We start from the raw sequence: 20,799 nt of genomic DNA, 5'->3' as shown, positions 1-20,799 counted from the left end.
TCAGATCCGGGGCGCCAGGGTCGCGCGATCTTGCTCAGGACCTTCACGAGGACGAGCCCATGTCCTTCCTGCTGCGCGCCCTGCTGGTGATCGGCGTGCTCTCCTATCTTGCTCTGAAGCGCGGCGAGCCCGGCACCGCCGCCCCCGCGCTGCCTTCCGCTGACGCGGTGGCGGCGGCTCTCGCCGCGGCGGCGCCGGCCGCGATCCAGGCGGGTGCCGCCGCTCTGCCGCCCGAGACCCGCGAGCGCGTCGCCCGCGAGGCGCTGGCCGGGCTGATCCGGCGCGCCGCCCAGCCGGTCCCGGAGCTGCCCGAACCCGCCTCGCGCGACACCCTCTCGGCGACCGACCGCGCCCCGGCCTGGCGCGGGATCGAGGCGCGCTGAGTGCGGCGGTGCTATAGGGCCGGCGGAGTGTCGGGGGAGCGTTGCGGATGGTCGGGGGATGCGGGGTGCGCGGGGTTGTCGGCGCGCTGCTGATCGCGCTCGCCGGCCCGGCCAGCGCCGGGGGCCTGCTGCCGGCTGCGCCCCGCTACGCCCGCAGCCCCGGCTGCCCGGCTGTGCGGATCGCGATGCCGCCGGCCACGCACGCCCTGCCGGGCGGCGTGCAGATCTCGCCGCGGCCGGCCGACATCCCGGTGGGGCAGGGGGAGAGCGCGATCTGCTTCGCCTACGCCACCGCCGACATGATCTCGCAGCGGGTCGGGCAGGCAGTCTCGCCGCTCGATGTTGCCACCAAGTTCTACTTCGCGGATCCCGAGCGGCTGGCAGCGCTCGCCGATCCGCGCATCGCCGCGCATCTGCGCTCGCATCCGCGCTACCGCGAGGACATCGCCTGGAGCCGCAACGCGGTCGATATCGACCCCACCCGCAACCCGGGCCGCGAGCCCTATTTCGACAAGCTGGAGGGCGGCGAGGAGGACGCGGCGGCGCTGCTCTACAACCTCGACGGGCTCTGCGACGAGCGCGACCTGCCCTCGCACGAGGGCTACGCGCACCACACCCGCTTCCTGCATGCGCAGCGCTACGGTGCCTATGTGCGGGCGCCGAACCAGTGCTTCCGGGCGACCGGCGCGACGGTGGATCGGCTGCGCAGCCGCCGGGCCGATGCCTTCAACGCCGCCTGGATGCGGCGCGTCGCGGCGCTGTGCCGGCGCCGGCCCTCGCCCGTGCCGCTGCTGCCCGTCTCCTACCGCGTGGCCTCGAACCAGCTCGAGTTCATGGAGATGCTCGAGACCGGCACGGTGCCGTCGCGGGGCCGGATCGAGCGGATGCTCGCGATGGTTGACTACGCCCTCGACCGGGGCCGGGCGCCCACCATCGGCTACAGCTGGTACATCCTGGAGGCGCGCGACCCGAAGGACCCGGACGTCGCCGCCGACCATTCGAGCACCGTGGTGGCCCGCCGCCGGGTCGGCGGGCGCTGCCAGTACCGGGTGCAGGACAACACGGGCGCCTACTGCGCCCACATGCGGCCCGGCATCCGCGAGCGCTGCGAGGACGGCCGGATCTGGCTCTGGGAGGAGGAGCTGCGGCGCACGCTCTACAGCGTGATCTACCTGCGCTGAGACCGCCGGCCTATCTGTGATCGGGTGCCCTCCCTGCGCGGCAGAGGGGACCCGCGCCGTTTCAGATCGCCGCGCGGGCCATCTCGCGGCGGCGCGTGGCGCCCGCGGCCTCGCGCAGGGCGGCGACCGTCTCCTGCGCGCCCGTGTCGGGCGCCTCCGCGGCGGCGATCTGGGCCAGGCGCTCCGCGGTGGGTGCGGGCATGCGCACCAGCACGATCGTGCCCTGGTTGACCTCGGAGCGGATCCTCAGGGAACCGCCGTGCAACTCGGCCATCGAGCGCGCGATGGCGAGGCCGAGGCCCGAGCCCTTGTGGCTGCGGGTCATGTTGGCCTCGACCTGCACGAAGGGCTGGCCGAGCCGCGGCAGGATGGTGCGCGGGATGCCGATGCCCGTGTCCTCCACGAAGATGTGCGTGCAGTCGCCCGCCCGGCGGGCGCGCACCATCACGCTGCCCTCCGCGGCGGTGAACTTCACGGCGTTCTGCAGGAGGTTGGTCAGGATCTGGTGCAGGGCGCGCTCGTCGGCGAGCACCGTCAGGTCCGGCGCGATATCGAGGCCGACATGCAGCGACTTCGCCCGGGCCGCCTCGGCGACGAGCTTCAGGGCGGCTCCGACCGCCTGATCGGCCGGGATCTCGCGCGGGGCGAGGCGGACGCGGTGTCCCTCGATGCGGGACATGTTGAGGATGTCGTCGATGACCGAGAGCAGGTAGTGCCCGCTCTCGCCGATGTCGCGGCAGTAATCTGTGTAGCGCGGGGAGCCGAGGGGGCCGAACACCTCGCTGGCCATCACGTCCGCGAAGCCGATGATGGCGTTGAGCGGTGTGCGCAGCTCGTGGCTCATGTTGGCGAGGAAATCGGACTTGGCCTGGCTCGCGGTTTCGGCGGTGGCCTTCTGGTCGAGATAGCGCTCGGCGAGGTCGGCGAGCTGCTGGGTCTGGACCTCGAGGGTGCGGCGGGAGCGCTTGAGGTCCTTGACCGTCTCGATCAGCTCCCGCTCGGAAGCGACGAGCTGCTCCTGGTGGCGCTTCAGGCTGGTGATGTCGGTGCCGACCGAGACGTAGCCGCCATCCTTGGTGCGGCGCTCGCTGATCTGCAGCCAGCGTCCATCCGTCAGCTCGGCCTCGAAGGTGCGGGCGGTGGCCGCGCCGGATTCGGGCATCTCGCGCCGGATCTGCGGCAGCATGCCCCGGCTCATCACATCGGCGTAGCGGCGGCCCGGCTGCGCATCCTCCGGATTGAGGGCGTGCAGGTGGCGGAATTTCGAGTTGCACAGGACCAGCTTGTTGCCGGTGTCCCAGAGCACGAAGGCCTCGGAGATCGCCTCGATCGCGTCGCGCAGGCGCATGTCGGCGGTGGCGCTGGTCTCGGCGAGCTGGTGCTGCTCGCTCACGTCGATGGCGATGCCGACGAGGTGGCTGCCGCCGTCGGCCGAGTCCGGCACCACCTCGGCCCGGGTGCGCAGCCAGACATAGGCGCCGTCCGCGCCGCGCATCCGGAAGGCGTGGTCCACCGTGGTCTGGTTGGCCGCCAACCCCCGGGCGAGGCTGTAGAGGTCGCCGTCGTCGGGGTGGACCAGGGCGTTCACGGTGCCGAAGGAGAGGAACTCGTGCTCGCGCCGGTAGCCGAGGAGCGCGTACATCGAGTTCGACCAGTAGATCCGCCCGCGCGGGATGTCCCAGTCCCAGAGGCCGCAGCCACCACGGCCGAGGGCGATGTCGAGGCGCTGGCGGATCTGCTCGCAGACCCGGTCGGCCGACTGAGCCCGGCGGCTCTGCAGTCCGTAGGCCACTGCCACGCCGAGGATCACGAGGATCGCGGCACCCATCAGGACAGTCTGGTCGCGGCTGCGCTCGCGCCACCCCGCCAGCAACGGCTTGAGCTCCTGCACGATCGCGAGACGCCTCCCGTCGGGCAGCTGTTGGATCGCGGCGAGCGCCGCCTCGCCGTTCGGGAGCGTCAGATCGAAGACACCGGTGCCTTGACCGGGGGTCATCGGTGCCGTGGCCCTGCCGATCGCCTGCTCAAGGCGGTCCGTGCCGGCGGGCAGCGGCGGGTGGGCCGCGAGGATCCGCTCGTCGGCGGCGACCAGAAGCAGGCTCCGTCCAGCACGGGCCTGGGCCGCAGCGAGCGTCCCGAGGTCGGGCGCGCGGCCCGGGAGCACCGCGAGGCGGAGCGCGGCCTCGATCTCAGTCGTCGCGGCGGCCACGATCTCCGTGCGCTCGCCGCGGACGTGGACCACGCTGAGGCCGACGAGGCAGGCCAGGAAGCACGAGAGCAGGACCGGGATGGCGTAGCGCAGGCCGGCCTCGACCCGGGCGAGACGCCCGCTCCTGGCGCGGGCCGGCCAGCGAACGCCCAGGATCGTATCCGCGCGCGCGGAGAGGGAAGCGGAAGCCGCCTCCGGCATGACCGGACCTCGTCCAGGGGGAATCGGGGCTTCGGGAGGCGCGCGGCGCCGTCCCGAATCTGGATTCAATATGCCTCGCAGGCTCCGCGATTGTCCACGGATTTTTCAGACTCCGCCTTGACACGGAGAGCCTGTGGCCGATTCGCCCCGCCGCCAGTTTCGATATGGTTTACAATTGGTTAACCGGCATAAGGCTGCGCGCCGCGATGTCCCCTACGTCCCGCGACAGGCCCGGGATCGCCTTGATCCGGTTAAGGATTTCCTCGGCCTGACAGGCGCGCGATTTTCTCAGTTTGCGCCAGGATCCGAAGGCGGTGAGCAGCTTGGCGGCGACCTGCGGATTGGTCCGGTCGAGGGCCGCCACGGTGTCGGCTACGAGGGCGAAGCCGGCCCCGTCCGCCCGGGCGAACTGGGTCGGGTTGCCGAAGGCGAAGGAGCCGACGAGGGCCCGGACGCGGTTCGGGTTCGTCATCGCGAAGGCCGGGTGCTCCTTCAGGCGCGCGATGCGCGCGAGCGTGCCGTCCTCCGGGATCATCGCCTGGATGGCGAACCACTTGTCGAGGACGAGCGGCTCGTCCGCGTAGCGCTCCGCGAAGGCGGCGAGCGCGCCCTCGCGCGCCTCGCCGGGGATCAGGGCCAGTGTGCCCAAAGCGGCCAGCCGGTCGGTCATGTTGGTGGCCGCCTCGATCTGCGCCCCGGCGCGGGCGGCGCCCGTCTCAGGGTCGCCCGCCGCCACGAGGTCAAGGGCGGCGTTGCGCAGCGCGCGCCGCCCCGCCGCCGCCGCGTCCGGGCTGTAGAGCGCGCTGGGCGCTTCCGTGAGCGCCTCCCAGAGCGCATCGAGGCGCGGGCGCAGCGCCCGTCCGAGATCGCGCCGGAGCGCCGTCCGCGCGGCGTGGATCGCGTCGGGATCGACCTCCGCGCGCATCTCGTTGGCGACCTCGCCCTCGCCGGGGATCGCGAGCGCCAGTGCGGCGAAGGCCGAGTCGCGCGCGCCCTCGCGGTCGAGCAGGAGGCCCAAGGCCTCCGCGAAGGCGGCCGGGGAGCCGCCGTCGCGCATCAGCCCGTGCGCGACGCTCTGCGCGGCCTGCCAGCGGTTGAATGGGTCGGTGTCGTGGGCCAGCAGCCGCAGGTGGTCAGCCTGGGCCAGCTCGGCCCGGAGCCGCACCGGCGCCGAGAAGCCGCGCAGGAGCGAGGGCACCGGAGGCTCGGGCACATCCGCGAAGCGGAGCGTGGCCTCCCGGGCCGTCAGCACGTAGACCCCGTCCCGCACCTCCGGACAGACCGCGCCGTCGAGGGCGCCCCCCGCGCCGACGAGGCCGAGCGCCACCGGGATCACCAGGGGCTCGCCGTCGTCGAGGCTCTGCGCCAGGGTCAGGTCGTAGCTCTGCGCCGCCGCGTCGTAGCGCCCCGTCGCCGAGAGCGTCGGCGTGCCGGGCCGGCCATACCACTGTGCGAAGCCGGCGAGATCCCGCCCGCTCTCGGCCTCGAAGGCCTTGAGAAAATCCTCGACGGTGGCGGCGCGCCCGTCGTTGTCGGCGTAGTAGCGGTCCATGCCGGCCCGGAAGGCCTCCGGCCCCAGCAGGGTCTTGAGCATGCGGACGATCTCGGCGCCCTTCTCGTAGACGGTCGCCGTGTAGAAGTTGTTGATCTCCGCATACGCCGTCGGGCGCACGGGGTGGCGCAGCGGCCCGGCATCCTCGGGGAACTGTCGGGCGCGCAGGGCCCGCACCTCCGCGATGCGGTGCACCGCCCGCGAGCGCATGTCGGAGGAGAATTCCTGGTCGCGGAAGACCGTCAGGCCCTCCTTGAGGCAGAGCTGGAACCAGTCCCGGCAGGTGACGCGGTTGCCCGACCAGTTGTGGAAATACTCGTGCGCGATGATCGCCTCGATCGCCGCGTAGTCCGCGTCGGTCGCGGTCTCGGGCGAGGCGAGAACGTACTTGTCGTTGAAGATGTTGAGGCCCTTGTTCTCCATCGCCCCCATGTTGAAGTCCGAGACGGCAACCACGTTGAACACGTCGAGGTCGTAGGCGCGGCCGAACGCCTCCTCGTCCCACCGCATCGAGCGCACCACGGCGTCGAGTGCGTAGGCTGCGCGCTCCGCCTTGCCGGGCTCGACATGGACGGCGACCCGGACGTCGCGGCCCTCCATCGTGCGGAAGGTCGTCGCGACGTTGTCCAGCCGCCCGCCGACGAGCGCGAACAGGTAGGCGGGCTTCGGGTGCGGGTCATGCCAGACGGCGTAGTGCCGGCCGGTGCCCGCGACCGTGCCGCTCTCGACCGGGTTGCCGTTGCCGAGCAGCACCGGCGCCTCGGCGGCGTCGGCCTCGATCCGGGTGGTGTAGACCGAGAGCACGTCGGGCCGGTCGAGGAAGTAGGTGATGCGCCGGAATCCGTCCGCCTCGCACTGGGTGCAGTAGACGCCGCCCGAGCGGTAGAGCCCCATCAGCTTCGTGTTGGCGGTGGGATCGATTTCGGTGACCACCGTCAGGGTGAAGGGACGCTGCGGCGGCCCGGCGATCTCCAGCCCCTGCGGGCCCGCCGTGACGGTGCCCGGCGTGGGCGCCGCGCCGTCGAGGTCGAGCGCGATGAGGCTGAGGTCGTCGCCGTCGAGGCGCAGCGGCGCGCCCGGCTCACCGCCCGGGTTCGGGCGGACCGCGAGAACCGCCGTGACCCGGGTGCGGTGCGGATCGAGCCGCACGTCGAGATCGACCCGATCGATCAGGTGATCGCTCGGCCGGTAATCCGCGAGGTGGATCAGCGGGGGCGTCTCGGTGCGCATCGTCTCGGGTCTCCGCTCGGGCCGGGTTCCTCCGATCTTCTAGGCGGCCCCGGCGCGTCTGTCGCGCGGGCCGTCCGTTCCCCTATCCCGTCCCGTCCCGGCCCCCATGCACCGCTGCCTGGCGGGCGCTTGCTTGATTTCCCGGGCCGGATCGCGGAAAGGGTCTCACGGCAACGGGTTACCCGCGCACAAGCCGGCTTATCGTCCGCTGGCACAACTCACGGATCGAAGGCACGCATGGCGAACGTCGTCGTCGTAGGCGCCCAGTGGGGCGACGAGGGGAAGGGCAAGATCGTCGACTGGCTCTCGGAGCAGGCCGACATCGTGGTGCGCTTCCAGGGCGGGCACAATGCCGGCCACACCCTCGTCATCGACGGCGTCACCTACAAGCTGGCGCTGCTGCCCTCGGGCGTGGTGCGCGGCGGCAAGCTCTCGGTCATCGGCAACGGCGTCGTGGTCGATCCCTGGCATCTCGTGGACGAGATCGCGCGGATCCAGCAGCAGGGCGTGGCGATCTCGCCCGAGACCCTGCGCATCGCCGACAACGCCACCCTGATCCTGCCGCTGCACCGCGAGCTCGACCATTTCCGCGAGACCGCGAATGCCGGCCTCAAGATCGGCACGACCAAGCGCGGCATCGGCCCGGCCTACGAGGACAAGGTCGGCCGTCGCGCCATCCGGGTCGTCGACCTCGCCGACCCCGACACGCTGCCCGCCAAGATCGAGCGCCTGCTCGCCCACCACAACGCGCTCCGGCGCGGCCTGGGCATCGACGAGGTCGATGCCGGGGCGCTGCTCGGCGAGCTGAAGGCGATCGCGCCGACCATCCTCCCCTACGTGGCGCCGGTCTGGGCGCTGCTCGACGAGGAGCGCCGCCACGGCAAGCGCATCCTGTTCGAGGGCGCGCAGGGCGCGCTCCTCGACGTCGATCACGGCACCTACCCGTTCGTGACCTCCTCCAACATCGTGGCCGCCCAGGCCGCGACCGGCTCGGGGCTGGGTCCGAGCGCGATCGGCTACGTGCTGGGCATCGCCAAGGCCTACACCACCCGCGTCGGCGAGGGCCCGTTCCCGACCGAGCTGTTCGACGAGATCGGCGAGACGATCGGCGCGAAGGGCCGCGAGTTCGGCGTCAACACGGGGCGCAAGCGCCGCTGCGGCTGGTTCGACGCGGTGCTGGTGCGCCAGACCGTGCGGACCTCAGGGATCCACGGCATCGCGCTGACCAAGCTCGACATCCTCGACGGCTTCGAGACCATCCGGATCTGCACCGGCTACCGCCTCGACGGCCAGACCATCGACCACCTGCCGGCGAGCCAGGCCGCTCAAGGACGGGTCGAGCCGATCTACGAGGAGATCCCGGGCTGGAGCGAGACGACGGCGGGCGCCCGCTCCTGGGCCGAGCTGCCGGCCCAGGCGATCAAGTACGTGCGCCGGATCGAGGAACTGATCGGGGCGCCCGTCGCCCTGCTGTCGACCTCGCCGGAGCGCGACGACACCATCCTGATGCACAACCCCTTCGAGGATTAGGCAGCGCGGGCTCCGGGCGCGCCGCGCCCTGAGCTCAGCCCGTAGGGGACCGGACCGGGGACGATGGCCGATTACTACCCGCTGCTGGCGCGCGCCCTCGACGCGCTGCCCGACCGGACGCCCGCGATGCGCCGGGCCGTCTACGACCGGGCGCGCAACGCGCTGGTCGCCCAGCTCCGCTCGATCGACCCGCCCCTGAGCGAGGACGACATCGACACCGAGCGGCGGGCGCTCGACTCGGCGATCACACGCCTGGAGGCGACCTACGACGTACCGGCCGCGGCCAACGATCCGGCGCCGAAGGCGGCGGCCGAGCCGGGACCGTCCGTCAGCGCGCCGCGGCCGCCCGAGGCGTCCCCGGTTCCGCCGCCGCAGACCGTCGCCCCCGTGCCGACTCAGCCGGTGCCGGCCCCGCCGCCTCCGCCCCCCGTACCGGAGCCCGCCGCGCCCGCCTTCGCCGAGGCCGCGCCGCCCGAGCACCCGGCCGAGCCGTTCCTGCCGCCGGCCCCGCCGCCGCACTTCGTCCCGGCGCCGCCCGAGCCGCCGCGGGAGCCCGCGATCCCGATCGCCCCGCCGCGGCCGGCCAGCGAGGCGCCGCCCCCGCCGGATGCCGAGCCGGCGCCTGAGCCGGCCGCCGCCCCCGAGCCGGCGGTGCCGCCCGACGCCCAGAACGGGCGCCAGCGCCCGCGCATCGACGTGGTGGCGCCGCGCAACCGCTCGCGCCTCCTGCGCAACGCCTTCGTGGGGGTGGTGCTCGCCTGCGTGATCGGCGCCATCGCGGTCGCGGCCTATCTGCTGCGCGACCGGCCGACAGAGTTGCAGGCGACCGCGCCAGGCCCCGCGGAGACCCAGGCCGAGGGCGGCGACGCGAAATTCGCGGACCGGCTTGGCGGCGAGCCGGCGCCGGCCGAGCGGCCGGGCGCCTCTGAGACGCGCGCGCCCGCCCAAGGGGCGACCCAAGGGACGGCCCCGGCGCCGGCCCAGCCCGATCTCGCCGTCGCTCAGCGCGCGACGCTGCTGGAGGAGGGCAGCGGCGGGCCCGACGCGCAGCCGGTGACGAACCAGGGCCGCGTCCTGTGGCGGCTGGAATCCGTGAGCGGTGAGCAGGGCCAGCCCCTGCAGACCGCGGTGGTCGCCACGATCACGGTCCCGGACGCCCTGACCCTGACGCTGACGATCCAGCGCAACCTCGACGCGACCCTGCCGGCCTCGCACACCGTGAGCCTCGCCTTCAGCCCCTCGGGGCCGGATGCGGCCAAGCGCACGGTTCAGGACATCGGCCTGCTCCAGGCCAAGGACGAGGAGAGCGCGCGCGGCTCGCCGCTCTCCGGCCTGCCGGTGCGGGTGCGCGAGAACCTGTTCCTGATCGGTCTGTCGTCCCTGCGCAACGACGTCGACCGGAACACAGACCTCCTGCTCCACCGCAACTGGTTCGATCTTGGACTACGCTACGCCAACGGGCAGCGCGCGGTGGTGACCTTCGAGAAGGGCAATACCGGCGCGCAGGTGTTGCAGCGCGCCTTCGAGCAGTGGCGCTGAGCGCCTTCGCTCGCCCGAGCCGGGTTAGCGCCGTGCCGCCCCTCGAGCCGAGGGGCGGTGCCAACGCCTTCTCCGAACAGGCGCTCGCGACGCGGCGCTAGGCTCCGACCCGCGCCTCGCGCGCGGGCGAGGCCTCGCGGGTGGCGACGTTGCGCTTGACCGCCTCCTGAACCTTCTCGAAGGCGCGCACCTCGATCTGGCGCACGCGCTCGCGGGAGACGCCGAACTCGCCGGAGAGATCCTCCAGCGTGATCGGGTCGTCGGCCAGCCGACGCGCCTCGAAGATGCGCCGCTCGCGCGGATTGAGCACGCCGAGCGCGTCGCGCAGCGCCGAGAGGCGGTTCTGCCCCTCTTCCTCGCGCACCAGCACGGTCTCCTGGCTGGGGCTGTTGTCCACGAGCCAGTCCTGCCACTCGCCCTCGCCCTCCTCGCGCAGGGGCGCGTTGAGCGAGGTGTCGCCGGACAGGCGCCGGTTCATGTCGATCACGTCCTGCTCCGGCACGCCGAGGCGGGTCGCGATCTGCTTGACCTGATCGGGCTTGAGGTCGCCCTCGTCCAGCGCCGAGATCCGGCCCTTGGCCTTGCGCAGGTTGAAGAACAGCTTCTTCTGGTTGGCGGTGGTGCCCATCTTCACGAGCGACCACGAGCGCAGGATGTATTCCTGGATCGCGGCCTTAATCCACCACATGGCGTAGGTGGCCAGACGGAAGCCCTTGTCGGGATCGAAGCGCTTGACCGCCTGCATCAGGCCGACATTGCCCTCCGAGACCACCTCGCCGATCGGCAAGCCGTAGCCGCGGTAGCCCATCGCGATCTTGGCCACGAGGCGCAGGTGCGACGTCACGAGGCGGTGCGCCGCCTCGCGGTCCCCCTGGTCGCGCCAGTTCTTGGCGAGAGTGAACTCCTCCGACGGTTCCAGCATCGGGAACTTGCGGATCTCATCGAGGTAGCGCGACAGGCCACCTTCGTTGGCGAGCACGGGCAATGCGCCGGCCATGGGCATTCTCCTTGAGGGTCCCCCTCCCGGGCGGACAACGTTGCGGACGGTCGCTCTTGAGCCGGCCGTCCGACTCACCATCTGTACTGGGTCGGTCGCCGGGCCGGTAGCGGGTCCGCGACCCGAATGTCGTGATCAACGCGCCAGAGCCCGGACGGTTGACGATCTGTGGACAGTGGCACGATTGGTCGCGGATCTCCGTGCCCTTTCGCACCTGAGCCTCGATCGCGCTTGACCGTGGCCGGAGCGCAACCGGCCCCACCACTCTTTACGTTCGCCTGAGCCGCGCGGCGGTTACAGCCCGAGCGCCGCGATCAGCCGCGCGAGGTCGGGCGGCGCCGCGCTCTCGAAGCGCAGGTGCGCGCCCGTGCGCGGATGCGCGAAGCCGAGGAGCGCGGCGTGCAGCGCCTGCCGCCGCAGCGCCGCGAGCGCGGCCTGGGCCGCCTCCGGCAGCCGCGCCGCCTTGGTCTTGAAGGCCGCTCCGTAGACCGCATCGCCGAGCAGCGGGTGCCCGATATGGGCGAGGTGCACGCGGATCTGGTGCGTGCGCCCGGTCTCGAGGCGGCAGCGAACCCGTGCCGCCTCCGCGCCGTGGCGCGCCTCGACCGTGTAGTGCGTCACCGCGTGCCGGCCCTCGCCGGGGCGCACCACCGCGATCTTCTCGCGGTTGTGCCGGGAGCGGGCGAGGTCGGCCGTGACGGTGGCGCGGGCGGGCTCGGGCACGCCCCAGGCCAGGGCGAGATAGGCCCGCTCCAGCGGCCCGCTGCGGCCGTGGTCGGCGAACTGCGCGGCGAGGCCCCGATGGGCGGCGTCGTTCTTGGCCACCACCATCAGGCCGCTCGTGTCCTTGTCGAGCCGGTGCACGATGCCGGGCCGGCGCACGCCGCCGATTCCCGAGAGGCTGTCGCCGCAATGGTCGAGCAGGGCGTTGACCAGGGTGCCGGTCTCGTTGCCGGGGGCGGGGTGCACCACGAGGCCCGCCGGCTTGTCGATCACGATCAGGTCGTCGTCCTCGTAGGGAACGACGAGAGCGAGCGCCTCGGGGCGCGGCGCGGCGGGGGCGGCCTCCGGGACCGTGACGGCGAGGCTCGCGCCGGCCGCGACCTTCAGGGCCGGGTCGCGCACCGCGGCCCCGTCCCGCCGCACGTGACCGGCCTTCACCAGATCCTGGAGGCGCGAGCGCGAGAGGTCGGGGAACAGGAAGGCCAGCGCCCGGTCCAGCCGCACCGGCGCCTCCGCGGCGACCACCCCTTGCCGCTCCGTCCCGCCCGCGATCCCCACCGGTTCACCCGTCACGCCGTTTCTCCCGTCCGCCCCGAAAAAGGTATCCCGCAGGGGTTGCTCCCGCATTCAGGCGTCGCTATAGGATCGCCACGCCGCCGCGGAAAGCTCCCATCGTCTAGCGGTCTAGGACGTCGCCCTCTCACGGCGAAAACAGGGGTTCGAGTCCCCTTGGGAGCGCCACCACTCTCTAAGAGTTTGGAGCGGCGCAAGTTTCCGAAATCATCGACACTTTTGCCGGCTGCTCGCATGACTAATGCGTGCAAATGATTTCGCGTATACGGTGATGACCCGCCGCTGCTCGCTGCGGTCTCTTCTCGCGGATGAGCGGATGGTCGGAGCCTTCCTGTACACTGCGCTTCGATGACGTGGCGCTCTGACGGCGCTGCGGGCCAGAAGATCGGACCATGTGTGCGAGGCGTGTGATCGGGTCGGAGAAGGCCGGCTGCCGACGCTCGCTGTCCAAGGGGCATTTGCGATCTCGCGGGCTTCGCGGCCAGGCAGCCAACGAGAGCTGGCAGGCGGAACCGTGTCCGACGGGCCTTGCCCGGTCCGCTGTCGGGCTGGCGGCCTTCGCGCGACGCCTCGCGCCGTCATCCTGAGGCAGCGGGGACCGAGCACAGATGCCACGCTACTTCTTCCACACGCATATCGGCGATGACGTCGTGGTGGACCCCGAAGGCAGCGAGTTGGCCGACTTGGATGCCGTCCGGGGAACGGCCGAGGTGCTGGCTCTGCAACTCCTCCAGGGCGCCGACGGCGATCCTGATTTGCTCAAGGCGGTGCTTTTCGTGGCCGATGAGACCGAGGCGGTGGTGCTGGAATTTCCGCTGACCGACGCCCTGTCAGCCCGATCCTTGCCGGAGACCGAGGGTGGGAACGGGACGCTGCACTGACGTGGCCGCGGGTGCGTCACTGTCCACGGCTCGGAGCGCTCACCCATCGCCTGAGTGCCGGCGGCTCGGAGGGCCGCCGACCCAGGATTGAGAAGAGGACCGCGCCGCTCGCGTCCCGGTATGACCCGTCGCGTGTGCGGCCCCGCGGGTCGGCCAGGAGCTTTCGCCCCAAGCCCAGCCATGCCCAGGCATCCCGAACGGACAGGCTTCGCGCAGATGTGAATCCCCGACCCGACACCGGGCTCGACGATTGCGGAACGGAGCCGAGGGCAACTGGTTGGCCTGGTTCAGAGACAGGCCCAGAGAGCTCCGATGAAGTTCGCGCCATGTGTGACCGCCGCCGCACTGATGCTCGGTGCATCGTTCGGTGCTATGGCGGCGGAGCCGGCCGACGCTGAGCAGGTGTGCCAAGCCCGAGCGACCGCGTTGAGCATCACTGACGAGATGCGCGAGACATACATGCGCGAGTGCTTGGCCGGCGAGCGGTTGGACCGCAAGGGCACGTCCTCCAGGTAGCCTCCCACGAGCAGCTTCCCGGCGATCCGGCAATACTGCGGCGGCCATCATACCAGCCTCGTATCTGCGCGAAGGATACGGGCCGGGGCATAGGAGGGATCCGATCCTTCGCGCGCGTGGGCCTTGCGGGCGCTCGGGGCTCCCTCTCGGAACGGCCAGACCGATGGCCGGTTGGCTCAGACCAGCAGACCTCGGGAGCCGTCATGCGAACCACGATCCTCGCTATCGCCGCCACACTGACGCTCGGGACGGCAGCGTTTGCCGGCGAAGGGAACTCCGCGGCCGGCTCCGGGCAGACGCGCTCGGGCACGATGAACAGCACTGGGGCCAACGATGCGGGCTCTGGATCGTCCCCGGGCGCGAGCGGCAGCGGATCGAGCACGGGTGGTGCAAGCCGGTCCGGCACGTCCAACAGCACGGGTGCCAACGATGCGGGGTCGGGCTCCACGCCCGGCGCCAAGAGCATGGGCGGCGGAGGACGCTAAGCGGGCATCAAGTCGGGCTCGGTGGTGGCAGAGCCCGACCGCGCAGTCGACCGCGCGCTTGGATCGCGTCAAATCGGTCCGTGCACCTGCGTTGGCCGTCGGATGAGCGAGCTCGACGCCGTTCTTTCCTCGGGCACGCCGTCCCCCGTCCTAAGATTGCGCTGGCGCAGGCTGCCGACAGCGCTCCGATTCCCGCGAGTCGCCTCGATCGGCCTTGGACCTGAACGGCCTCAGGTCTTCCGGAGGGGGATCGACTGCCGCTGAACCGAATCCTGCCACCGAACCCGTCACCCACATTCGAGCAACGGCTCCGCAACGCGATTCGGAGGCCCGGCCGTCGCATCCCGCACGGAGGACACCGGTCTCGTCCTGGTTTTCCGCTGCAGATCTGAGACGACGTCCCGCCCTTGTGGTGATCTGGAGCGTAGCGGCGCTGTCGAGCCTGAACTGCCGTTCGCGGTCCTCTTTAACGAAAAGTAAGTCACTGTGGCTATTTCATACTGAGGATGGAAGATTTAGTTCCTGATTTCTAGGTAAAATGCCCGTGCGCTCCCTCTCGATTCGGTCCAAGCTGACGGCAGCGTTCTCGCTATTGGTGCTGTTCGTCGTCGCGTTGTCATTCGCCGGCTATCGGAGTGCCGCGGGGATGAACGACTTGCTGCTCGACGTGCAGACGAACTGGATGCCTAGCGTGCGCACCGCGAGCCAAGTCGATGCGCTCACGGGCCGCTACACGACGAGCCTGCTTCGGCACGTCCTGACAAGCGAGCCGACAATGCTTGCGAGCATCGACAAGGACCTGGTCGAGCGCGCCGCCAAGCTGGCGGCGGCGCGGAAGGCCTACGAGCCGCTGATCAGCTCGCCCGAGGAGCGTGCGCTCTACGAGAGCTTCTCCAAGAGCTGGGACGCGTTCATGGCCGCGGTCGAGCCCGTTCTCGCCCTCTCGCGCACGGGCCGGAAGGCCGAGGCGCTCGCGGTCTACGAGAGCCGCGGCGTGGCGCCCCGGCGCGCGGCCTCCCTCACGCTCGACAAGATCGTAGCGCTGAACCAGTCCGGCAGCGCCCGGGCGGAGGCGCTCAGCGCGGAGATCTATGCCCAGACCAGCACGATCCTGATCGCGGGCGGCCTTCTCGCCTCCGGTCTCGCGGTGGCGCTCGGGATGCTGATCGTCCGCTCGATCGGTCGCGACATCGCCTCGGTGGTGGAGCCCATGAAGGTGCTCGCCGCGGGCGACGCCTCCGTCACTGTCCCGCACCAGGGCGCGCGCACGGAGATCGGCGCCATCGCGGCGGCCGTGCAGGTGTTCAAGGAGAACCTGATCCGGACGCGCCAGCTCGAGGCGGAGACCGCGCAAGCCCGGGCAGGTGCCGAAGCGCAGCGCAGGGCCGCGATGCGCGAGATGGCCGACGGGTTCGAGGCTGCCGTCGGTGGCATCGTCGGCTCGGTCTCGGCGTCCGCAACCGAGCTGCAGGCCACCGCGCAGCAGATGAGCGGAACGGCGGGCCAGACTGCCGCCCAGTCGAGCAGCGTCGCGGCCGCGGCGAAGGCAGCTGCCGACAATGTCGGCACTGTTGCCGCGGCGGCGGAGGAGCTGAGCTCGTCCGTGCAGGAGATCGGCCGCCAGGTGGACGGTTCGGCCAGCCTGGCGCAGGCGGCTGTCTCCGAGGCTGCCCAGACGGCGACGCTCGTGCAGGAACTCAGCGGTGCCGTCGCGAAGATCGGCGACGTGGTCACGATGATCTCGACGATCGCCGGGCAGACGAACCTCCTGGCGCTCAACGCGACCATTGAGGCAGCTCGTGCGGGCGAGGCGGGGCGCGGCTTCGCGGTGGTGGCCGCCGAGGTGAAGGAACTCGCCAGCCAGACCGCCCGGGCGACCGAGGAGATCTCCGGCCAGATCACGCGGATCCAGGGCGCGACGGGTCAGGCCGTGCAGGCGATTGGTGGGATCGGCGCGCGCATCCAGGAGATCAGCGGCGTGGCCACGATGATCGCGGCCGCCGTCGAGGAACAGGGCGCGGCGACCCAGGAGATCGTGCGCAACGTGGCTCGGGCCGCGAGCGGAACGACTGCTGTAACGGGCAATATCGCGGGCGTGGCGGGTGCCGCCGAGGAAACCGGTGCGGCCGCGACGCAGGTCCTGGGCGCAGCCTCCGAACTGTCGCGCCAGTCCGAACACCTCGCCGCCGAGGTGAACCGCTTCCTCGGCACCGTCCGCGCCGCGTAGAGAGACCGAAGCCGTCGCGGCGCCGGATACGTGCGGGGCGGCCGGGTTCTGTCACCGATCTGGCATACTGGATGCTTAAGGCATCCAGGCCAACCACGGCATTTCCTTCCGAGAGATCGACTTCAGCCCGCCCGGCTCGCCGCGGCGGGCTTCTTTCTGTCCCCGGCCATCCAGGCGGGGAGCGCGCGCCGGGCCGCGTTGCGCGCTTGAACGGCCGTCCGGAGGAGGACGCGGCCCGACAGCGCCACGAGCGCCGCGCCTAGGGCTGCCGCACAGAGGATCAGAATCAGCGCAAGACCCAGGATGGTGACCGGCGCCAGCAAAGCAACTTTCAAAGGCGGATGCAGCATCGTGGGGCGACCGTGGATAGTAGACTTCGCGTCCTTTGCGGGCGTCGAAGATCTGCCGAGTCGTCCAGGCGCTGCAATCGGAATCCGCCTTGCTGCGTATTCCGCGTGGTGAGAATGGTTTACGATCCCCGATGACCTGCCCCTTCGCGATCGGGGTGCGCCCGGCCCGGCCGGACGAAAAAAAGACCCGCCGGGGAGGCGGGCCTGTCAGGTGCTCTTGGGGATCGCATGGAGTGCTGGGTGAATGCGCGGGCTGCCCGCGGGGTTCCGGGCCGGCCCCCCGATTCGAGCATAAGCTTGACCGCGTGTGCTCTAGCGCACCCCGACCCTGCGGGCCTGCATCCGCGCCTGGAGGCGGGCGCGCCGTGCCGCGATGACGGTGCCGTTGATCTCGCCGCCGAACAGGAACATCGCGGCGCACCAGTACAGGAACACGAGGAACACCATCGCGGTGGCGAGACCCCCGTAGGTCGAGGCGTAGGCGGTCGAGAAGCGGTCGAGATAGAAGCCGAAGCCGAGGCCCGCGAGGAACCAGAGCAGCAGCGTCACCACGACGCCCGGCAGCACCATCAGGATCGGCCGCCGCCCGGCCGCGACGAAGCGGTGGGCGATGACCAGCACCAGCCCCAGCAGGAAGGCCGTGATCCCGATCCGGCCGATCGCCACGGTGAGGCCGAGCGGTTCAAGCCCCGGCGCGACGGTGACGATGTTGCGCCAGATCAGCGGGCCCAGCACCACGAGGAGCGCGAAGGCCAGCATCGCGAAGGCGCCGCAGACCACGTAGCCGATCGATTCGAGCCGGGTCAGCCACCAGGGCCGCATCTCGCGGATGCCGTAGGCGCGGTTGAGCCCTACCCGCAGGGACTCGACCCCGGAGGACGAGAAGTAGAGTGCCAGCAGGGCGCCGATGGTGAGCACCCCGCCGCGCTGCTCGGTGAGCACCCGGTGCACCTCGCCGACGATGGGCTTGGCCACCTCCTTCGGCCAGGCGTCCAGGATCAGCACGCCGGCCTCGTCGGCGAGCGACTTCGATCCGAACAGGCCGGCCAGCGCCGCCAGCAGGATCAGGAACGGGAACATCGAGGTCAGCGTCGAGAGCGCGATGTGGCTCGCGATCGCCCAGCCGTCATGCGCGACGAAGCGCGCCGCGGCGAGGGCGGCGATCTCGGTGAGGCGGCGCAGGCGCGGGGCGGGACGCATGTCGGGACCGGTCTCTACACCGGATCCGGCCCGAGGCGAGAGCGCGGCCGCCCGTTCCGACAGGAAAGCCCGGCCGAAGGAGCCTGGCCGGGAAAGCCTGCTGGGGAAGCTTGGCGCGACCCCCGGGTTCGTGACACACGGTCCGGCCCCGCCGCGCGCCGTACCCGATGACCCGACCCATCTCCGCTCCGGTGAACCCCGCCCTCCGGCTCGTGCCGGGCCTCTTCGTCCTGATCTGGTCGACCGGCTTCGTCGTCGCTCGGCTCGTCGCGCCCCATGCCGAGCCCCTGACCTTCCTGATGCTGCGTTACGGGCTGACCGTCTGCGTCCTCGGCACGGTGGCGCTCGCCGCCGGCGCGCGCTGGCCGGTGGGCTGGCGGGGCTGGCGGGACGCGCTGCTGGCCGGGATCCTGCTCCAGGGCATCTATCTCGATGGCGTGTTCTGGGCGGTGAGCCGGGGTCTGCCGGCGGGGCTCGCCGCGCTCGTGACGAGCCTGCCGCCGGTGCTGACGGCCCTCGTTGCGGGCCCGCTGCTCGGCGAGCGGGTCTCGGGCCGGCGCTGGCTCGGCGTCGGGATCGGCGCCCTCGGCGCGGGGCTGGTACTCCTGCCGAAGATCGGCGCGTCGAGCGGCGCGATCCCGCTCGACGCCCTCGCGGTCTGCTTCGCGGCCACGCTCGCGCTGACCGGCGGCACCCTTTGGCAGAAGCGCTCTGCGGCCACCGTCGACCTGCGCACCAACGCCGCCGTGCAGTTCCTGGGCGCCGGCCTGATGACCCTGCCGCTCGCCCTGCTGCTGGAGGAGGGACGGTTCGACGCGAGCCTTCCGGCTCTGGCCGGTCTCGCCTGGTCGGTGCTCGGTCTCTCGGTCGGCGGTGTGCTCCTGCTGCTCTGGCTGATCCAGCAGCAGGCGGTCGCTGGCGTCTCCGCCCTGTTCTACCTCGTGCCGGCGGTCTCGGCCGTGATGGCCTACCTCCTCTTCGGCGAGACCCTCGTGCCCCTGCAGGTCGCCGGCATGCTCGTCGCCGTGGTCGGCGTGGCCCTGGCGAGCCGGGGCTGAAGCGCGCCCCAGCGTCGCATCTCTGCGCTGCATCCCACTGTATTGCACCATGGTGCAATGCGGGCGGTGTTCACTTCCCTTTGCGGGCGGTGCAAATAAAAAAATATCTCCGGTTTCGCGGGACGCCCTATAACGTCCCCATCCGTGATCCCTTTCAGATCCAGGTATTGAGCATGTCCGCCTCTCCCGCCTTCCAGACCGAACCGCAGGACGTCGTCGCCCTGTCCGCCGAGGCGGGCGCGGCTGCCAAGAAGCTCGTCGCTGAGGCGACCCGCCGGGTGCGCGCCCGCGTGCTGGGCCAGGACGGCAAGATCGACGCCGCCAAGCTTGAGGCCGAGCAGCACGCCGCCCACGGCCTCGCCTGGCTCGCCGTCTACGGCGAGGCCGTGCGGGAACTGGGCACCTACGCGGCCAACCTCCAGGCGGCGGGCAAGCTCGGCGAGACCGAGACGCTGCTCGTGAAGATCGGCGCGGGCGAGTATCTCGACCAGATGTTCGGCGGCATCCCGATGAGCCAGGGCGAGATGGTGCGCGCCACGGGCTCCCTCGGGCTCTCGGCCAGGGAGCTGGCCCAGTTCCGCACCGACGCGGTCGAGGCGATGATCGCCGACGGCAACACGCCTGAGAACCGCGCCGCGCTGGTGTCCAAGATCCGCGAGGGCGGCGGCTCGGCAACGATCGGCGAGTCCGGCCTCGACGAGGACATGGAGGCGATCCGCTCCGAGATGCGCCGCTTCGGCAAGGCCGAGGTGGTCGATCAGGCCCACGAATGGCATCTGCAGAACGCCTACATCCCGATGGAGATCATCCAGAAGATGGCCGAACTCGGCGTCTTCGGGCTGACGATCCCCGAGGAGTACGGCGGCATGGGCATGCCCAAGACCGCGATGTGCGTGGTCTCGGAGGAGCTGTCGCGCGCCTATATCGGCGTCGGCTCGCTCGGCACCCGCTCGGAGATCGCGGCCGAACTCATCCTCGGCGGCGGCACCGAGGAGCAGAAACAGCGCTTCCTGCCGAAGATCGCGAGCGGGGAGATCCTGCCCACCGCCGTGTTCACCGAGCCGAACACCGGCTCCGACCTCGCCTCGCTCCGCACCAAGGCGGTGAAGGACGGCGACACCTGGAAGATCTCGGGCAACAAGACCTGGATCACGCATCCGGTGCGCGCCGACATCATGACGGTGCTGGTGCGGACCAAGCCCGAGGAGAAGGGCCATCGCGGCCTCTCCATGCTGATCGCAGAGAAGCCGCGGGGCGACGACGCGAATCCGTTCCCGGTCGATGGCCTGTCGGGCGGCGAGATCGAGGTGCTCGGCTACCGCGGCATGAAGGAGTACGAGCTCGCCTTCGAGAACTTCTCGGTTCCCGGCCACAACCTGCTCGGCGGCGTCGAGGGCAAGGGCTTCGCCCAGCTGATGCAGACCTTCGAGTCGGCCCGCATCCAGACGGCGGCCCGCGCCATCGGCGTGGCCCAGTCGGCCCTCGACATCGGCCTGCGCTACGCCGAGGAGCGGGTACAGTTCGGCAAGGCGCTGATCAACTTCCCCCGCGTCGCCGACAAGCTCGCCATGATGGCGGTGGAGATCAACATCGCCCGCCAGCTCACCTACTTCTCGGCCCGCGAGAAGGACGAGGGCAAGCGCTGCGATCTCGAGGCCGGCATGGCCAAGCTCCTCGGCGCCCGCGTCGCCTGGGCGGCCGCCGACAACGCGCTTCAGATCCACGGCGGCAACGGCTTCGCGCTGGAGTACCAGATCAGCCGCGTGCTCTGCGACGCCCGCATCCTCTCGATCTTCGAGGGCGCGGCCGAGATCCAGGCCCAGGTCATCGCCCGCCGCCTGCTGGAAGCCGCCTGAGGTCCGGGGATCCCAAAGGGCCTTAGGCCCTTTGCCGGGGGGCGGGGCGCGCAGCCCCGGAATTGGAACCACCGACCCGGCAAAGCCGGGTCGGTGGTTCCAAATGCA

14 protein-coding genes and 1 tRNA gene are annotated in these 20,799 nt (G+C 71.2%); 9 read left to right on the top strand and 6 right to left on the bottom strand.

Annotated elements, in window-relative coordinates; all coding sequences use genetic code 11:
• Nucleotides 1-59 precede the first annotated feature (59 nt).
• On the top strand, nt 60-383 hold the full coding sequence (locus DK427_RS01825) for a hypothetical protein (RefSeq protein WP_109949769.1): 324 nt from the start codon (nt 60-62) through the stop codon (nt 381-383).
• Between the two features lie 65 nt (nt 384-448).
• Nucleotides 449-1,564, top strand: coding sequence for a hypothetical protein (locus tag DK427_RS01820; RefSeq protein WP_245930758.1), 1,116 nt, complete (start codon nt 449-451; stop codon nt 1,562-1,564).
• 61 nt (nt 1,565-1,625) lie between these two features.
• Here DK427_RS01820 and DK427_RS01815 read toward each other — a convergent pair whose 3' ends face one another.
• The gene (locus DK427_RS01815; RefSeq protein ID WP_109949767.1) at nt 1,626-3,974 is read right to left on the bottom strand and encodes a PAS domain-containing sensor histidine kinase; all 2,349 of its coding nucleotides are present in this window, start codon (nt 3,972-3,974) and stop codon (nt 1,626-1,628) included.
• 169 nt (nt 3,975-4,143) lie between these two features.
• Nucleotides 4,144-6,756 (bottom strand): aminopeptidase N, encoded by a 2,613-nt coding sequence (gene pepN / locus DK427_RS01810; RefSeq protein WP_109949766.1) that lies wholly within the window; start codon nt 6,754-6,756, stop codon nt 4,144-4,146.
• Nucleotides 6,757-6,993: 237 nt separating this feature from the next.
• Between pepN and DK427_RS01805 the strand changes: the two genes are divergently transcribed.
• Both DK427_RS01805 and DK427_RS01800 read left to right on the top strand, forming a co-directional pair.
• Nucleotides 6,994-8,286 (top strand): adenylosuccinate synthase, encoded by a 1,293-nt coding sequence (locus tag DK427_RS01805; protein ID WP_109949765.1) that lies wholly within the window; start codon nt 6,994-6,996, stop codon nt 8,284-8,286.
• 63 nt (nt 8,287-8,349) lie between these two features.
• On the top strand, nt 8,350-9,825 hold the full coding sequence (locus DK427_RS01800; protein WP_109949764.1) for a histidine kinase: 1,476 nt from the start codon (nt 8,350-8,352) through the stop codon (nt 9,823-9,825).
• 97 nt (nt 9,826-9,922) lie between these two features.
• Here DK427_RS01800 and rpoH read toward each other — a convergent pair whose 3' ends face one another.
• Together rpoH and DK427_RS01790 are read right to left on the bottom strand one after the other, a co-directional pair.
• A complete protein-coding gene (rpoH, locus tag DK427_RS01795; RefSeq protein ID WP_109949763.1) occupies nt 9,923-10,822 on the bottom strand; it encodes an RNA polymerase sigma factor RpoH in 900 nt (299 codons plus the stop codon).
• Between the two features lie 294 nt (nt 10,823-11,116).
• Nucleotides 11,117-12,097 (bottom strand): RluA family pseudouridine synthase, encoded by a 981-nt coding sequence (locus DK427_RS01790; protein WP_245930924.1) that lies wholly within the window; start codon nt 12,095-12,097, stop codon nt 11,117-11,119.
• Nucleotides 12,098-12,210: 113 nt separating this feature from the next.
• Here DK427_RS01790 and DK427_RS01785 point away from each other — a divergent pair.
• From DK427_RS01785 to DK427_RS01765, 3 genes are all read left to right on the top strand, one after another.
• Nucleotides 12,211-12,286 (top strand) — tRNA-Glu (locus DK427_RS01785).
• A gap of 440 nt (nt 12,287-12,726) precedes the next feature.
• Entirely contained in the window at nt 12,727-12,999 is a 273-nt protein-coding gene (locus DK427_RS01780; RefSeq protein ID WP_109949761.1) for a DUF6894 family protein, read from the top strand.
• A 1,539-nt stretch (nt 13,000-14,538) separates the two neighbouring features.
• Nucleotides 14,539-16,227, top strand: coding sequence for a methyl-accepting chemotaxis protein (locus DK427_RS01765; RefSeq protein WP_109949758.1), 1,689 nt, complete (start codon nt 14,539-14,541; stop codon nt 16,225-16,227).
• Nucleotides 16,228-16,349: 122 nt separating this feature from the next.
• Here DK427_RS01765 and DK427_RS01760 read toward each other — a convergent pair whose 3' ends face one another.
• Entirely contained in the window at nt 16,350-16,577 is a 228-nt protein-coding gene (locus DK427_RS01760; protein WP_162559639.1) for a hypothetical protein, read from the bottom strand.
• 312 nt (nt 16,578-16,889) lie between these two features.
• Nucleotides 16,890-17,777 carry a YihY/virulence factor BrkB family protein gene (locus DK427_RS01755; RefSeq protein WP_109949756.1) on the bottom strand — a complete coding sequence of 296 codons (888 nt, stop codon included), beginning with the start codon at nt 17,775-17,777 and terminating at the stop codon, nt 16,890-16,892.
• Between the two features lie 167 nt (nt 17,778-17,944).
• On the opposite strand from DK427_RS01755, the gene DK427_RS01750 reads away from it, so the two are divergent.
• Nucleotides 17,945-18,835, top strand: a complete 891-nt coding sequence (locus DK427_RS01750) for a DMT family transporter (RefSeq protein ID WP_109949755.1) — start codon at nt 17,945-17,947, stop codon at nt 18,833-18,835.
• Between the two features lie 173 nt (nt 18,836-19,008).
• A complete protein-coding gene (locus DK427_RS01745; protein ID WP_109949754.1) occupies nt 19,009-20,691 on the top strand; it encodes an acyl-CoA dehydrogenase family protein in 1,683 nt (560 codons plus the stop codon).
• Nucleotides 20,692-20,799 lie beyond the last annotated feature (108 nt).

The organism is Methylobacterium radiodurans (genome assembly GCF_003173735.1).
In the GTDB taxonomy this organism is placed as follows: domain Bacteria; phylum Pseudomonadota; class Alphaproteobacteria; order Rhizobiales; family Beijerinckiaceae; genus Methylobacterium; species Methylobacterium radiodurans.
This window is presented reverse-complemented; position numbering and strand designations above follow the sequence as displayed.

Coding starts and splice junctions, on each gene's coding strand:
- DK427_RS01825 (WP_109949769.1), top strand. CDS start 60: ATGTCCTTCCTGCTGCGCGCCCTGCTGGTGATCGGCGTGCTCTCCTAT.
- DK427_RS01815 (WP_109949767.1), bottom strand. CDS start 3,974: ATGCCGGAGGCGGCTTCCGCTTCCCTCTCCGCGCGCGCGGATACGATC.
- pepN (WP_109949766.1), bottom strand. CDS start 6,756: ATGCGCACCGAGACGCCCCCGCTGATCCACCTCGCGGATTACCGGCCG.
- DK427_RS01805 (WP_109949765.1), top strand. CDS start 6,994: ATGGCGAACGTCGTCGTCGTAGGCGCCCAGTGGGGCGACGAGGGGAAG.
- DK427_RS01800 (WP_109949764.1), top strand. CDS start 8,350: ATGGCCGATTACTACCCGCTGCTGGCGCGCGCCCTCGACGCGCTGCCC.
- rpoH (WP_109949763.1), bottom strand. CDS start 10,822: ATGGCCGGCGCATTGCCCGTGCTCGCCAACGAAGGTGGCCTGTCGCGC.
- DK427_RS01780 (WP_109949761.1), top strand. CDS start 12,727: ATGCCACGCTACTTCTTCCACACGCATATCGGCGATGACGTCGTGGTG.
- DK427_RS01765 (WP_109949758.1), top strand. CDS start 14,539: ATGCCCGTGCGCTCCCTCTCGATTCGGTCCAAGCTGACGGCAGCGTTC.
- DK427_RS01760 (WP_162559639.1), bottom strand. CDS start 16,577: ATGCTGCATCCGCCTTTGAAAGTTGCTTTGCTGGCGCCGGTCACCATC.
- DK427_RS01755 (WP_109949756.1), bottom strand. CDS start 17,777: ATGCGTCCCGCCCCGCGCCTGCGCCGCCTCACCGAGATCGCCGCCCTC.
- DK427_RS01750 (WP_109949755.1), top strand. CDS start 17,945: ATGACCCGACCCATCTCCGCTCCGGTGAACCCCGCCCTCCGGCTCGTG.
- DK427_RS01745 (WP_109949754.1), top strand. CDS start 19,009: ATGTCCGCCTCTCCCGCCTTCCAGACCGAACCGCAGGACGTCGTCGCC.